We start from the raw sequence: 13,622 nt of genomic DNA, 5'->3' as shown, positions 1-13,622 counted from the left end.
CGACTATAGCAGCAATGATTAAGTGCTTCAATTCCATAAAAAATTGTTATGATCCCGCCATGACGACCAATACCCCTCCGACTTCCGGCGTTCAGCTGATCGAAGTCGCGCCGGAGCTTGCCGGCCAACGCATCGACAATTTCCTCATCACGGCCCTCAAGGGCGTGCCCAAAACCTTGGTCTACCGCATCCTGCGCAAGGGTGAAGTGCGGGTGAACAAGGGGCGGGTCAAGCCGGAGTACAAGATCCAGGCTGGCGACATCGTGCGGGTGCCACCCGTCCGCCTGCCGGAGCGCGACGAGCCGGCGCCGGTGGCCCAGGGCCTGCTGCAGCGCCTGGAGGCCGCCATTGTCTACGAAGACAAGGCGCTGATCGTGATGAACAAACCGGCTGGTATTGCCGTGCATGGCGGCAGCGGCCTGAGCTTTGGCGTGATCGAAGCGCTGCGCCAACTGCGGCCGGACGCCAAGGAACTGGAGCTGGTGCATCGCCTGGACCGCGACACCTCCGGCCTGCTGATGATCGCCAAGAAGCGCAGCATGCTGCGCCACCTGCATGCCGCGCTGCGCGGCGACGGTGTCGACAAGCGTTACATGGCGCTGGTGCGCGGCCACTGGCCCACCTCGAAGAAGCAGGTCAATGCGCCCTTGCTCAAGAGCAACCTGCGCTCCGGCGAGCGCATGGTCGAAGTGAACGAGGAGGGCAAGGAAGCGCTGACCCTGTTCCGCGTGCTGCGCCGCTTTGGCGAGTTCGCCACCATTGTCGAGGCGCGTCCGATCACTGGGCGTACCCACCAGATCCGCGTGCACACCTTGCATGCCGGGCACATGATTGCCGGCGACAGCAAGTACGGTGACGAAGACTTCAGTCGCGAAATCCGCGAGCTGGGTGGCAAGCGCCTGTTCCTGCACGCCTACGCGCTGACCGTGCCACTGCCGGACGGTGGTGAGCTCAAGCTTGAAGCGCCCGTGGATGAAGTGTGGGCGAAAACCGTTGAGCGTCTGAGTGCGTCCTGATCTATGAAAAAAGGCTATGAGCTACTGATCTTCGACTGGGACGGCACACTGGCCGATTCCATCGGGCGCATCGTCGAGGCCATGAACGCCGCTGCCGATCGTGCCGGTGAGGCGCAAAGCAGTGACGAGGCGGTCAAGGGCATCATCGGCCTGGCCCTGGGCGAGGCCATTCATACCTTGTACCCGCACCTGGCACCTGCGCAGGTCGAAACCTTCCGTCAGCACTATGCCGATATCTACATGGCGCTAGACCAGCAGCCTTCGCCGTTGTTCGACGGCGTTGTCGAGTCGCTGGACGCCTTCCGTGCCGAGGGTTACCGCCTGGCGGTGGCTACCGGCAAGGCGCGTCGCGGCCTGGATCGGGTGCTCAAGGCCAATGGTTGGGAGGCGTTCTTCGATATCACCCGCGCCGCCGACGAAACCCGTGGCAAGCCGCATCCTTTGATGCTTGAGGAAATCCTCGGCCATTGCGGCGTCGAACCCGGGCGTGCGCTGATGGTCGGAGATTCGGCGTTCGACCTGCAGATGGCTAGCAATGCCGGTATGCATTCGGTGGCGGTGGGCTATGGTGCCATGTCGCTGCAGGCGCTGGCCGAATTCGGCCCGCAGGTGTGCATCAACCACTTTTCCCAGCTGCGCGAGTGGCTGGCTGGTTCCGCAATTCCACTTCCAAGGTAGGTAAGCATGGCAGATGAATGGAAAGCCCCCGAGGCCGAGCCCGAGGAGCGTGAAGAGCGCAAAAGCTGGAAGCTGCTGGAGAAGACCCTGCTGGCCAGCGTGCAGGAGCAGCGTCGGTCGCGGCGCTGGGGCATCTTCTTCAAGCTGCTGACCTTCGTCTACCTGTTCGGCATCCTGGCGTTGTTCACACCGCTCATGGACATGGACAAGGCCGCGTCGCGCAGTGCCAGCCATACCGCGCTGGTCGAGGTGCGCGGGGTGATTGCCGATCAGGAGGCCGCCAGCGCCGACAATATCGTCAAGAGCCTGCGCGAGGCGTTCAAGGACAGCAAGACCAAGGCTGTGGTGATGCGCATCAACAGCCCGGGTGGCAGCCCGGTGCAGGCGGGTTATGTGTATGACGAAATCCACCGTTTGCGGGCCGAATACCCGGCCATCAAACTGTATGCGGTCATTGCGGACCTTGGTGCTTCCGGTGCCTATTACATCGCCAGTGCGGCGGACGAAATCTATGCCGATAAAGCCAGCCTGGTCGGTTCCATTGGTGTGACGGCGGCCGGCTATGGTTTTGTCGGCACCATGGAGAAGCTCGGCGTGGAGCGGCGTTCTTACACGTCGGGTGAGCACAAGGCGTTTCTCGACCCGTTCTCACCGGAAAAGCCTGATGAAACCCGGTTCTGGCAGGGTGTGCTGGACACCACGCACAACCAGTTCATTGCCATGGTCAAGCAGGGCCGTGGCGAGCGCCTGAAGGACAAAGAGCATCCAGAGTTGTTCAGTGGCCTGATCTGGTCGGGTGAACAGGCCAAGGCGCTGGGGTTGGTGGACGGGCTGGGCAGTGCCAGTTATGTGGCGCGTGAGGTCGTTGGTGAGAAAGAGTTGGTGGACTTCACCGTTCAGGAGTCGCCGTTCGACCGCTTCTCCAAGCGTGTAGGGGCTAGCGTGGCCGAGCACCTGGCGATGTGGATGGGGTTCCAGGGGCCACAGTTGCGCTGAAGGTTCGTTGCGCGGTCTGCGGCGCCTGATTAATCGAGCGCCGCCCGCGCGGCGCTCGATCTGTCGGGCGCAACAAATCTCCAGGCGGGCTAAGGGATAACCACGCCTTCCTTGGTCAGCATGTCCACCAGCCGAATCAACGGCAGCCCGATCAGGCTGGTTGCATCGCACCCATGCGTGCTCTGGAACAGGCTCACCCCCAATCCCTCAGCCTTGAAGCTTCCTGCGCAATCCAGTGGCTGTTCCGCCGTCACATAGCGCTCCACCCGCTCCCTGCTCAATTCGCGCAGCGTCACCGTAAACGGCACGCAGTCCACCTGGCAGTGCCCGGTCGCAGTATTGAGCAATGCCAGTCCGGTCAGAAAACTCACCTGCTGCCCGCTGCACTCCAGCAGTTGCTCGCAGGCCCGCTCGAACGTGTGGGGTTTGCCCAGCACCTGTTCGCCCAATACTGCAACCTGGTCCGAGCCGATGATCAGGTGTTCGGGGTGGCTTCCCGCCAAGGCTTCGGCCTTTTGCCTGGCCAGCCGGCGCACCAGGTCCACGGCGGGTTCATCAGCCAGGCGCTGCTCGTCTATATCGGGGCTTGCCCAGGTGAAGGGCAGGCGCAGGCGTGCGAGCAGTTCGCGGCGATAGGCAGAGCTGGAAGCCAGTAGCAAAGGAAGCATGGTAGACTCCTGAATCAGTTGAACAAATTCTATCACGCACGATGCCGCCTAATTTCCTTTGACAGGGGCGGGGGGCATCCCTATTATGCTGCGCCTATGTTGAATGACCCGATTCCACCTCACGTTGACCCGCGCAAATTAGCCGATCGTGGCGTAACCCTTAACGGTTCGCTGCAACTCGCTGATTTGGAAAGACTCTGCGACCCGCTTTCCGACAATGTCGGTACGGTGCAGGCGAAGTTCGATTTTGAACGAGATGAACAGCACGTCGTGGTTATCCACAGCGAACTGGACGTCGAAGTCAAGATGGTTTGCCAGCGTTGTCTTGAGCTGGTCACCCTGCCGATTCACAGCGAATGTACTTACGCCGTGGTGAAGGAGGGTGCGAATACCCAGTCGTTGCCGAAAGGCTATGACGTGCTGGAACTGGGCGAAGATCCTTTGGATCTGCAGGCATTGATCGAGGAGGAGCTTCTGCTCGCCTTGCCAATCGTGCCTGCTCATCATCCGGAAGAATGCCAGCAGCCGGCGGGCGCAGACGAGCCCGAATCGAGCAAGGACGAGGTATCGCGGTCCAACCCGTTCAGTGTTTTGGCGCAGTTAAAGCGTGACCCAAACGTTTAGGAGTTAATCAATTATGGCTGTTCAGCAGAACAAAAAATCCCGCTCTGCCCGTGACATGCGCCGTTCGCACGACGCCCTGTCGGAAAACGCGCTGTCGGTAGAGAAAACCACCGGTGAAGTTCACCTGCGCCACCACGTTTCGCCAGAAGGCGTATACCGTGGTCGCAAAGTGGTCGACAAGGGCGCTGACGAGTAATCCTTGTCCGCTCAGATCATCGCGATCGACGCAATGGGCGGGGACTTCGGTCCCCGCAGCATTGTCCAGGCTAGCATTGCCTGCCTTTCTGCTACTCCCTCGCTGCACCTGACCCTCGTCGGTCAACCCTCACTCCTGGAAGATCTTGTCAGCGGCCTTGCGGCTGCGGATCGCGCGCGTCTGCAGATTGTCGCCGCCAGTGAGGTGGTCGGCATGGATGAGCGGCCCTCCCAGGCATTGCGGGGCAAGCCGGATTCGTCGATGCGCATCGCCCTGGAACTGGTGCGTGACGGCAAGGCCCAGGCCTGCGTCAGTGCCGGCAATACCGGCGCGCTGATGGCGCTGTCCCGTTTCGTGCTCAAGACCTTGCCGGGTATCGACCGGCCCGCCATGGTGGCCGCAATTCCGACTCAGGCGGGTTACTGCCAGTTGCTCGACCTGGGTGCCAATGTCGATTGCAGTGCCGAAAACCTCTACCAGTTTGCCGTGATGGGCTCGGTGGCTGCTCAGGCCCTGGGTGTGCATCGTCCACGGGTGGCGCTGCTGAACATCGGCACCGAGGACATCAAGGGCAATCAGCAGGTCAAGCTGGCTGCCAGCCTGTTGCAGAATGCCCGTGGGCTTAACTACGTGGGTTTTGTCGAAGGTGACGGGCTGTATCGTGGTGAGGCCGATGTGGTGGTGTGCGATGGGTTCGTCGGCAATATCCTGCTCAAGTCCAGCGAGGGGCTGGCGACGATGATCGCTGCGCGCATCGAGCAGTTGTTCAAGGGCGGCGTGTTGTCGCGGGCGGCCGGGGCGGTGGCCATGCCGCTGCTCAAGCGTCTGCAGGCCGACCTGGCGCCGGCGCGGCACAATGGTGCCAGTTTTCTGGGGTTGCAGGGCATTGTCATCAAGAGTCATGGCTCGGCGGGCGTGCAGGGCTTCCAGAGCGCCATCCAGCGGGCGTTGATCGAGATACAGGAAAACCTGCCGCAGCGCTTGCATGGGCGCCTTGAAGACCTGTTGCCTTAGGCATTTTGCCCATGAAGTGCTTAAATGTGACCGCTTGGTCTGTGTATCCATCCAAGTTTTCAGATTCCGCGCCTGGCCCAGGGCCTGGCGCACCCTATCCGACGACAAGATCATAAGGGCTTGTTCAATGTCTGCATCTCTCGCATTCGTCTTTCCCGGTCAAGGTTCCCAGTCGCTGGGCATGCTCGCCGAGCTCGGCGCCGAGAAGCCAGTGATCATCGAAACCTTCAAGGAAGCGTCCGAAGCACTGGGTTACGACCTGTGGAAGCTGGTCCAGGAAGGCCCTGAAGAGCAACTCAACCAGACCGACAAGACCCAGCCGGCCATCCTCACCGCGTCCATCGCGCTGTGGCGCCTGTGGCTGGAAGAGGGCGGCGCGCAGCCAGCCTTCGTTTCTGGCCACAGCCTGGGCGAATACAGCGCCCTGGTCGCTGCGGGCAGCATCACCCTGAAAGACGCTGTTCGCCTGGTCGAGCGCCGCGGTCAGCTGATGCAGGAGGCCGTACCGGCGGGTCATGGTGCCATGGCTGCCATTCTCGGCCTGGACGACGCTGTGGTCGTTGAAATCTGCGCCGAAGCCGCTGAAGACCAAGTGGTCAGCGCCGTCAACTTCAACTCGCCAGGCCAGGTGGTCATCGCTGGCAATAAAGCTGCCGTGGATCGCGCCATGGAGCTGTGCAAGGCCAAGGGCGCCAAACGCGCCCTGCCGTTGGCGGTCAGCGTGCCGTCGCACTGCGCCCTGATGAAACCGGCGGCCGAGCGCTTTGCCGAGTCGGTCAACGCCATCGAGTGGAAGGCCCCGCAAATTCCAGTGGTGCAGAACGTCACCGCTGCTGTTGCCGCCGACCTCGATGCACTCAAGCACGACCTGCTGGCGCAGCTGTACCAGCCTGTGCGTTGGGTGGAGTGTGTGCAGACCCTGGCCGCCAACGGTGCGGTCAACCTGGTCGAGTGTGGCCCGGGCAAGGTCCTGGCTGGCCTGAACAAGCGTTGCGCCGATGGCGTGACCACTTACAACCTCAACACCCCTGATGCCGTTGCCGCCACCCGCGCGGCACTGGCCTGATTTGGAGAAGCTTGCATGAGCCTGCAAGGTAAAGTTGCACTGGTCACCGGCGCCAGCCGTGGCATTGGCCAGGCCATCGCCCTCGAGCTGGGCCGCCAGGGCGCGACCGTGATCGGCACCGCCACTTCGGCGTCCGGCGCCGAGCGCATCGCTGCCACCCTGAAAGAGCACGGCATCACCGGTACCGGCATGGAGCTGAACGTGACCAGCGCCGAGTCCGTTGAAGCGGTACTGGCCGCCATCGGCGAGCAGTTCGGCGCACCGGCCATTTTGGTCAACAACGCCGGCATCACCCGCGACAACCTGATGCTGCGCATGAAAGACGACGAGTGGTTCGACGTGATCGACACCAACCTGAACAGCCTCTACCGTCTGTCCAAGGGCGTGCTGCGTGGCATGACCAAGGCACGTTGGGGCCGTATCATCAGCATCGGCTCGGTCGTGGGTGCCATGGGTAACGCCGGTCAGGCCAACTATGCGGCCGCCAAGGCTGGCCTGGAAGGCTTCAGCCGCGCCCTGGCGCGTGAAGTGGGCTCGCGTGGCATCACCGTCAACTCGGTGACCCCGGGCTTCATTGACACCGACATGACCCGCGAGCTGCCAGAAGCGCAGCGCGAAGCCCTGCAGACCCAGATTCCGCTGGGCCGCCTGGGCCAGGCTGACGAAATCGCCAAGGTGGTTTCGTTCCTGGCATCCGACGGCGCTGGCTATGTGACCGGCGCTACCGTGCCGGTCAACGGCGGGATGTACATGTAACACTGCAACTCAATGTGACGGATTTCGTAAAAAAAGAGTCATACTGCGAGCCTAAAATCCGTTATAAAGCTGCAACCAGATTCCAGGCAGCGGGTGGGGTGGCTAGCTTGAAGGTGCGTTTCGCTTGAAAAGCGAACGTCTTTCTATAAAATTAGCCACCGGCCAGCTGCCTGACATATATCCATTAGGAGTAAACCTAGGTATGAGCAACATCGAAGAACGCGTCAAGAAAATCGTCGCCGAGCAACTGGGCGTCAAGGAAGAAGAAGTGACTCTCGAGAAGTCCTTCGTTGATGACCTGGGTGCCGATTCGCTTGACACCGTTGAGCTGGTGATGGCTCTGGAAGAGGAATTCGAGACCGAAATCCCTGACGAAGAAGCCGAGAAGATCACTACCGTTCAAGCTGCTGTAGACTACGTCAAAGCCCACCAGGCCTAAGACGCTTTAGTCGACGCTTCTTGTCGGGGAAAACCGCACTGCCTTCGCTGGCGTGCGGTTTTTTCTTTGCGAGCGCCCCGCATTTTCAAGGCTGCTTCGTTCACCGCGCACCAAGAGCCTGTTGCCATTCCATTCCTGCGCTTGAATGCAATGCCAAGAGACTCTGTTATTAGAAAAGGAGAGTACTGTGTCGCGTAGACGCGTCGTGGTCACCGGTATGGGTATGCTGTCGCCACTGGGTACCGATGTACCGAGCACCTGGCAGGGCATTCTGGCTGGCCGCAGTGGCATTGGTCCGATCGAACACACGGACCTGTCTGCCTACTCCACCCGTTTTGGCGGCTCGGTGAAAGGCTTCGAAGTCGAGCAATACCTGTCGGCCAAAGAGGCCCGCAAGCTCGACCTGTTCATCCAGTACGGGCTGGCGGCCGGTTTCCAGGCGGTGCGTAATGCCGGCCTGGAGGTCACCGACGCCAATCGCGAGCGTATTGGCGTGGCCATGGGCTCGGGTATCGGTGGTCTGACCAACATCGAAGAAACCAGCCGCACCCTGCACGACTCGGGGCCGCGCCGCATTTCGCCGTTCTTCGTGCCGGGCTCGATCATCAACATGATCTCCGGGTTCCTGTCGATCCACCTGGGTCTGCAAGGGCCGAACTACGCCATTGCCACCGCCTGCACCACCGGCACCCATTGCATCGGCATGGCCGCACGCAATATCGCCTATGGTGAGGCCGATGTGATGATCGCCGGTGGCGCCGAAATGGCCGCCTGCGGCCTGGGCATGGGCGGTTTCGGTGCTTCGCGCGCGCTGTCCACCCGCAACGACGAGCCAAGCCGGGCCAGCCGCCCGTGGGATAAGGGCCGTGACGGCTTCGTGTTGTCTGACGGTGCCGGTGCCTTGGTGCTCGAAGAACTGGAGCACGCCCAGGCGCGTGGTGCGACCATCTATGCCGAGCTGGTTGGCTTTGGCATGAGCGGCGACGCCTACCACATGACTTCGCCGCCCGACACTGGCGAAGGTGCTGCCCGTTGCATGGCCAACGCCCTGCGCGATGCCGGCATCAAGCCGGAAGAGGTCAGCTACATCAACGCCCACGGCACTTCGACCCCTGCGGGCGACGTGGCCGAAGTGGCTGCGATCAAGCGCGTGTTCGGTGAGCATGCCTACAAGCTGGCTGTCAGCTCGACCAAGTCGATGACCGGTCACCTGCTGGGTGCTGCCGGCGCGGTGGAGGCGATCTTCAGCGTACTGGCCATCAACAGCCAGATGGCACCGCCCACCATCAACCTGGACGAGCCGGACGAAGGTTGTGACCTTGACTTCGTGCCGCACCAGGCGCGCAGCATGCCGATCGACGTGGTGTTGTCCAACTCGTTCGGCTTTGGCGGCACCAACGGCTCGCTGGTGTTCCGCCGGTTCGCCGGTTGATGCACGGCTGGATCGATGGCCAGCCGGCGGCTGCACTCAACCTGCAGAACCGTGGCCTGGCCTACGGCGATGGCCTGTTCGAGACCATTGCCGTGCGCGGCGGTCGCCCCAGCTTGCTGGACGGCCACCTCGCACGCCTGGCGCTGGGCTGCCAGCGCCTGGCGATCAACGCCGACCTGGCGCTGGTGCGCGACGAACTGCTTCGCTATGCCAACCAGCTCGGTGAAGGCGTAGCCAAACTTATCCTCACCCGTGGCGACAGTCAGCGTGGCTATGCCCCGTTAGCCGATGCCGCGCCACGGCGCATCCTGCAGGGCAGTCCGTTGCCCGGCTATCCTCTTGAGCATGCCGAGCAAGGCGTGCGGTTGTTCCCTTGCCAGACCCGGCTTGGGGAACAACCGCTGCTGGCCGGGCTCAAACACCTCAACCGCCTGGAGCAGGTGCTGGCCCGTGCCGAATGGCAGGACAGCGAACACGCCGAAGGCCTGATGCGTGACGGGCAGGGCAGGGTAATCGAAGGGGTATACAGCAATCTGTTCCTGGTGCGCGATGGCGTGCTGCTTACCGCCGACCTCAACCGCTGTGGTGTGGCTGGGGTGATGCGTGCGGCGTTGCTGGAGCAGGCCGTAGTGCTGGGTATCCCGGTGCAGGTCTGTGACCTGCCGTTCGAGGCGCTGGAGCACGCAGATGAAGTATTTGTTTGCAATAGCGTTTACGGCATCTGGCCCGTGCGTGGCGTAGCCGCGCTAAACTGGTCGCCGGGCCCGCTCACCCGTAAACTGCAGGCCGTTGCCCGTACGTTACTGGAAACCTGAATTCGTGAGACGTAAATTCCTGCTGCTGCTGGAAATGGGCTTGATCCTTGCCGGCCTGGCGCTTGGCTGGTCGGCCTGGAAGGTCAACGCCGTCCTGGAGCAGCCCTTGCACATCACGCAGGAGCGCCTGCTCGATGTGCCCAATGGCACCACCCCCAACCGCATGTTCTATCGCATGCAGAGCGAAGGGTTGCTCGACGACGCCGTCTGGCTGCGCTTGTACTGGCGCTTCAACATGGCTGGCACCCCTCTGCACACCGGCGAGTACCGCCTTACCCCGGGCATGACCGTCGAGCAGCTGTTCGATGCCTGGCGACGTGCTGATGTGGTGCAGTACAACCTCACGCTGGTCGAAGGCTGGACCTTCCGCCAGGTACGCTCGGCCGTGGCCAAGCATGAAAAGATCAAGCACACCCTGGACGGCCTGTCGGACTCCGAGGTGATGGACAAGCTCGGCCATACCGGCGTGTTCCCGGAAGGGCGCTTCTTCCCGGACACGTACCGCTTCGTGCGTGGCATGAGCGATGTCGAGTTGCTGCAACAGGCCTACATGCGTTTGGACGAAGTGCTGGCCAAGGAATGGGCCGAGCGCACCACCGACCTGCCATACCGCGACCCGTACCAGGCGCTGATCATGGCTTCGCTGGTGGAAAAGGAAACCGGTATCCCCCAGGAACGTGGGCAGATAGCCGGCGTGTTCGTGCGGCGCCTGCGCCTGGGCATGATGCTGCAGACCGACCCGACGGTGATCTACGGCATGGGTGAGCGTTACAACGGCAAGATTACCCGCGCCGACCTGCGCGAACCGACGCCCTACAACACCTATACCATCACAGGGTTGCCGCCGACCCCGATTGCCATGGTCGGTCGCGAAGCGATTCATGCGGCGCTCAACCCGTCGAGCGGCACTAGCCTCTACTTCGTCGCCCGTGGCGACGGTAGCCACGTGTTCTCCGACGACCTCGATGACCACAACTCGGCGGTACGCGAGTTCCAGCTCAAGCGCCGTGCAGACTACCGCTCCAGCCCCGCCCCGCAGCAAGAGGCACAACCGGCTGCTGAAGACGCCCAGCCCGAGGTGCCTGCGGCGGATGAGCCGGCTACGCAGCCGGCACCCGATGAGCCACCTGTGCAGGACGCCCCTGCCGGTGGCGCGCAAGCGGCCGAACGGCCGACGCCTGACGAACAACATTAAGGACTGCCTGTGAGCGGCTTGTTTATTACGCTGGAAGGCCCCGAAGGCGCGGGCAAGAGCACCAATCGTGACTACCTGGCCGCGCGCTTGCGCGAGCAGGGCCTGGATGTGGTATTGACCCGGGAGCCTGGCGGTACGCCGCTGGCCGAAAAAGTGCGCGAACTGTTGCTGGCTCCCAGCGATGAAACCATGGCAGCCGACACTGAGCTGCTGCTGGTATTCGCTGCGCGCGCCCAGCACCTGGCACAGGTCATTCGTCCGGCATTGGCTCGCGGGGCCGTCGTGTTGTGTGACCGCTTCACGGACGCCACCTATGCCTATCAAGGGGGTGGCCGTGGTTTGTCTGTCGAGCGTATCGCTGCCCTGGAGCAATTTGTACAGGGCGACTTGCGCCCAGATCTGACCCTGGTGTTCGACCTGCCGGTCGAAGTTGGCCTTGCCCGCGCCGCCGCTCGCGGTCGCCTGGACCGTTTCGAGCAGGAAGGCCAGGCCTTCTTCGAAGCCGTTCGCCAGGCGTATCTGCAGCGGGCCCAGCGCGAGCCGCAGCGCTACAGCCTGCTGGACGCCGCGCAATCCCTTGAGGCGGTGCAGCGGGCCATTGACGTGCTGCTGCCCGGCATCGTGGAGCGTTGCCGTGGCTGAGGCCTACCCTTGGCAGCAGGCCCTCTGGCAGCAGCTGGCTGGCCGAAGCCAGCACGCCCATGCCTATCTGTTGCACGGGCCACAGGGTATCGGCAAGCGGGCCTTGGCAGAGCGCCTGATGGCCCGTTTGCTGTGTCAGCAGCCTCAAGGGCTGGACGCCTGCGGTGGGTGCAAGTCTTGCCTGCTGCTCAAGGCGGGTAGCCACCCGGACAACTTCGTCCTCGAACCTGAAGAGGCCGATAAGCCGATCAAGGTCGACCAGGTGCGCGAACTGGTAGCCTTCGTGGTGCAGACGGCCCAGCTGGGCGGGCGCAAGGTCGTCTTGATCGAGCCGGTGGAGGCGATGAACGTAAATGCCTCCAACGCACTGCTCAAAAGCCTTGAAGAGCCCTCTGGCGATACCGTGTTGCTGTTGGTCACACACCAGCCTAGCCGCCTGCTGCCCACCATCAAGAGCCGCTGCCAGCAGGTCGCCTGCCCGCAGCCCAGCTTGGCCCAGAGCCAGGCTTGGCTGGCCGAAGCGTTGCCCGACAGTGACCAGGCCGAACGTGACGAGCTGCTGACGTTGGCGGCCGGTTCGCCATTGATGGCAGTCAGCCTGCAGGCGCAAGGCGTGCGTGAGCAGCGTGCGCTGGTTACCGATGGGGTGAAGAAGCTGCTCAAACAGCAGCAATCGCCCAGTCAGTTGGCCGATGCCTGGAACGGTGTACCGTTGTTGTTGCTGTTCGACTGGTTTTGCGATTGGTCGCACCTGATCCTGCGCTACCAGTTGACCCAGGACGAGGAAGGTTTAGGCTTGGCCGATATGCGCAAGGTGGTGCAATACCTGGCGCAGAAGAGCCGCCAGGCCAAGGTGCTGGAGGTGCAGGCTTGGATCCTGGAGCAGCGCCAGAAGGTGCTGGGCAAGGCCAACCTCAACCGTGCCCTGTTGCTAGAGTCGCTGCTGGCTCACTGGTTGCAATTGCCGGGCGCCCGCTGATTTCCCATTTTTCATGTGTGCTGTTATCCCATGCTCGTAGATTCCCATTGCCACCTCGACCGTCTTGACCTGAGCGCCCATCAGGGCTCCCTCGATGCTGCCTTGCAGGCGGCGCGTGAGCGTGGGGTGGGGCACTTCCTCTGTATCGGTGTCAGTGCCGAGAACGCCGGCGCGGTGAAAGCCCTGAGCGAGCAGTACGCCGATGTTGATTGCTCGGTAGGTGTACACCCGCTGGACCTGGCGCCGGGTGAAACCCCAGCGCTGGAGTGGCTGCTGCGCGAGCTGGCCCACCCGCATGTGGTAGCGATTGGCGAAACCGGGTTGGATTATCACTATGAGCCCGAAGCTGCCGAACTGCAGCAGGCTTCGTTCCGCCTGCACCTGGAAGCCTCGCGGCAGACTGGCAAGCCGGTGATCGTGCACACCCGGGCGGCACGCGCCGATACCCTGGCGTTGTTGCGCGAGGCCAACCTGCCGCAGGCCGGCGTGCTGCATTGCTTTACCGAAGACTGGGACATGGCCAGGGCGGCGCTGGATTTGGGGTATTACATTTCCCTGTCTGGCATCGTGACGTTCCGCAATGCCGAAGCCCTGCGCGAAGTGGCGCGGCAGGTGCCGGTCGATCGGCTGCTGGTGGAAACCGATTCGCCGTACCTGGCGCCGATTCCGCACCGGGGCAAGCCGAATTTGCCACAGTATGTGCGCGAGGTGGCGGAGTATGTGGCCTCGTTGCGGGGGGCCAGTTATGAGCAACTGGCGGAGCAGACCACGGCGAACTTCAAGCGGTTGTTCCCCTTGGCGCGAGTGCGCTGATCGCTCGAACTGTATCCCCTGGCCAGTCCACCCTGCGAGGCGCGCAAAAAAAACCCGGGTTCTGGGGGGGGAATCCGGGTTAAGACCATTAGGAGTAAAACAAAGGTACGCGGTCCCTGAGCACCTTTATCGGCGCGCCACTTGGGGGGGATGCGCCGCGCCAACACTTCAAGTATTGGTCAGGTTTGGCGCCGTGCCAGTGCATATTGGTCGTTTTTTAAACAGATTTGGAATACACCGAGGTGCCATTCCTCCCGCAGCGCATGGCCATATGCATCGTGAAACACAGACAT

The 13,622-nt window shown here is 62.4% G+C and carries 16 protein-coding genes; 15 read left to right on the top strand and 1 reads right to left on the bottom strand.

Features of this window, described 5'->3' with window-relative positions:
• Nucleotides 1-59 precede the first annotated feature (59 nt).
• Genes rluC through D8767_RS20825 form a run of 3 tightly spaced genes read left to right on the top strand, consistent with a single transcriptional unit; the run spans nucleotide 60 to nucleotide 2,690 of the window.
• Nucleotides 60-1,016 carry a 23S rRNA pseudouridine(955/2504/2580) synthase RluC gene (gene rluC / locus D8767_RS20835; RefSeq protein ID WP_025754829.1) on the top strand — a complete coding sequence of 319 codons (957 nt, stop codon included), beginning with the start codon at nucleotides 60-62 and terminating at the stop codon, nucleotides 1,014-1,016.
• 3 nt (nucleotides 1,017-1,019) lie between these two features.
• On the top strand, nucleotides 1,020-1,694 hold the full coding sequence (locus D8767_RS20830) for an HAD family hydrolase (protein ID WP_016715134.1): 675 nt from the start codon (nucleotides 1,020-1,022) through the stop codon (nucleotides 1,692-1,694).
• A gap of 6 nt (nucleotides 1,695-1,700) precedes the next feature.
• A complete protein-coding gene (locus D8767_RS20825) occupies nucleotides 1,701-2,690 on the top strand; it encodes a S49 family peptidase (protein ID WP_122048401.1) in 990 nt (329 codons plus the stop codon).
• Nucleotides 2,691-2,779: 89 nt separating this feature from the next.
• Here D8767_RS20825 and D8767_RS20820 read toward each other — a convergent pair whose 3' ends face one another.
• Entirely contained in the window at nucleotides 2,780-3,358 is a 579-nt protein-coding gene (locus D8767_RS20820; protein WP_016715136.1) for a nucleoside triphosphate pyrophosphatase, read from the bottom strand.
• Between the two features lie 96 nt (nucleotides 3,359-3,454).
• On the opposite strand from D8767_RS20820, the gene D8767_RS20815 reads away from it, so the two are divergent.
• From D8767_RS20815 to D8767_RS20760, 12 genes are all read left to right on the top strand, one after another.
• Nucleotides 3,455-3,982, top strand: coding sequence for a YceD family protein (locus D8767_RS20815; protein ID WP_012313431.1), 528 nt, complete (start codon nucleotides 3,455-3,457; stop codon nucleotides 3,980-3,982).
• A gap of 13 nt (nucleotides 3,983-3,995) precedes the next feature.
• Nucleotides 3,996-4,178 (top strand): 50S ribosomal protein L32, encoded by a 183-nt coding sequence (gene rpmF / locus D8767_RS20810; RefSeq protein ID WP_003247154.1) that lies wholly within the window; start codon nucleotides 3,996-3,998, stop codon nucleotides 4,176-4,178.
• Nucleotides 4,179-4,181: 3 nt separating this feature from the next.
• Nucleotides 4,182-5,192, top strand: a complete 1,011-nt coding sequence (gene plsX / locus D8767_RS20805) for a phosphate acyltransferase PlsX (RefSeq protein ID WP_016715138.1) — start codon at nucleotides 4,182-4,184, stop codon at nucleotides 5,190-5,192.
• Nucleotides 5,193-5,319: 127 nt separating this feature from the next.
• The gene (fabD, locus tag D8767_RS20800; RefSeq protein ID WP_016715139.1) at nucleotides 5,320-6,258 is read left to right on the top strand and encodes an ACP S-malonyltransferase; all 939 of its coding nucleotides are present in this window, start codon (nucleotides 5,320-5,322) and stop codon (nucleotides 6,256-6,258) included.
• Between the two features lie 15 nt (nucleotides 6,259-6,273).
• Entirely contained in the window at nucleotides 6,274-7,014 is a 741-nt protein-coding gene (gene fabG, locus D8767_RS20795) for a 3-oxoacyl-ACP reductase FabG (RefSeq protein WP_016715140.1), read from the top strand.
• Nucleotides 7,015-7,216: 202 nt separating this feature from the next.
• A complete protein-coding gene (gene acpP / locus D8767_RS20790) occupies nucleotides 7,217-7,453 on the top strand; it encodes an acyl carrier protein (RefSeq protein WP_016715141.1) in 237 nt (78 codons plus the stop codon).
• Between the two features lie 187 nt (nucleotides 7,454-7,640).
• Nucleotides 7,641-8,885: a beta-ketoacyl-ACP synthase II gene (gene fabF, locus D8767_RS20785; RefSeq protein ID WP_016715142.1), complete on the top strand. Its 1,245-nt coding sequence runs from the start codon at nucleotides 7,641-7,643 to the stop codon at nucleotides 8,883-8,885.
• Nucleotides 8,885-9,700, top strand: a complete 816-nt coding sequence (gene pabC / locus D8767_RS20780) for an aminodeoxychorismate lyase (RefSeq protein ID WP_016715143.1) — start codon at nucleotides 8,885-8,887, stop codon at nucleotides 9,698-9,700. Before fabF ends, pabC begins: the two co-directional genes overlap by 1 nt.
• 4 nt (nucleotides 9,701-9,704) lie before the next feature.
• Nucleotides 9,705-10,895, top strand: coding sequence for an endolytic transglycosylase MltG (mltG, locus tag D8767_RS20775; protein WP_016715144.1), 1,191 nt, complete (start codon nucleotides 9,705-9,707; stop codon nucleotides 10,893-10,895).
• Nucleotides 10,896-10,904: 9 nt separating this feature from the next.
• Entirely contained in the window at nucleotides 10,905-11,537 is a 633-nt protein-coding gene (gene tmk / locus D8767_RS20770) for a dTMP kinase (RefSeq protein WP_016715145.1), read from the top strand.
• On the top strand, nucleotides 11,530-12,516 hold the full coding sequence (locus D8767_RS20765; protein WP_016715146.1) for a DNA polymerase III subunit delta': 987 nt from the start codon (nucleotides 11,530-11,532) through the stop codon (nucleotides 12,514-12,516). Before tmk ends, D8767_RS20765 begins: the two co-directional genes overlap by 8 nt.
• A 30-nt stretch (nucleotides 12,517-12,546) precedes the next feature.
• Nucleotides 12,547-13,329 carry a TatD family hydrolase gene (locus D8767_RS20760; protein WP_016715147.1) on the top strand — a complete coding sequence of 261 codons (783 nt, stop codon included), beginning with the start codon at nucleotides 12,547-12,549 and terminating at the stop codon, nucleotides 13,327-13,329.
• The last annotated feature ends 293 nt before the right edge of the window (nucleotides 13,330-13,622 follow it).

Source organism: Pseudomonas sp. LTGT-11-2Z (genome assembly GCF_003691445.1).
GTDB lineage: Bacteria > Pseudomonadota > Gammaproteobacteria > Pseudomonadales > Pseudomonadaceae > Aquipseudomonas > Aquipseudomonas monteilii.
Note: the sequence above shows the minus strand (reverse complement) of the source record. Positions and strands in the feature narration are given on the sequence as shown.

What these genes read in the sequence shown, in the direction of transcription:
- rluC (WP_025754829.1), top strand. Translation starts at nt 60, where the DNA reads ATGACGACCAATACCCCTCCGACTTCCGGCGTTCAGCTGATCGAAGTC.
- D8767_RS20830 (WP_016715134.1), top strand. Translation starts at nt 1,020, where the DNA reads ATGAAAAAAGGCTATGAGCTACTGATCTTCGACTGGGACGGCACACTG.
- D8767_RS20825 (WP_122048401.1), top strand. Translation starts at nt 1,701, where the DNA reads ATGGCAGATGAATGGAAAGCCCCCGAGGCCGAGCCCGAGGAGCGTGAA.
- D8767_RS20820 (WP_016715136.1), bottom strand. Translation starts at nt 3,358, where the DNA reads ATGCTTCCTTTGCTACTGGCTTCCAGCTCTGCCTATCGCCGCGAACTG.
- D8767_RS20815 (WP_012313431.1), top strand. Translation starts at nt 3,455, where the DNA reads ATGTTGAATGACCCGATTCCACCTCACGTTGACCCGCGCAAATTAGCC.
- rpmF (WP_003247154.1), top strand. Translation starts at nt 3,996, where the DNA reads ATGGCTGTTCAGCAGAACAAAAAATCCCGCTCTGCCCGTGACATGCGC.
- fabD (WP_016715139.1), top strand. Translation starts at nt 5,320, where the DNA reads ATGTCTGCATCTCTCGCATTCGTCTTTCCCGGTCAAGGTTCCCAGTCG.
- fabG (WP_016715140.1), top strand. Translation starts at nt 6,274, where the DNA reads ATGAGCCTGCAAGGTAAAGTTGCACTGGTCACCGGCGCCAGCCGTGGC.
- acpP (WP_016715141.1), top strand. Translation starts at nt 7,217, where the DNA reads ATGAGCAACATCGAAGAACGCGTCAAGAAAATCGTCGCCGAGCAACTG.
- pabC (WP_016715143.1), top strand. Translation starts at nt 8,885, where the DNA reads ATGCACGGCTGGATCGATGGCCAGCCGGCGGCTGCACTCAACCTGCAG.
- D8767_RS20760 (WP_016715147.1), top strand. Translation starts at nt 12,547, where the DNA reads ATGCTCGTAGATTCCCATTGCCACCTCGACCGTCTTGACCTGAGCGCC.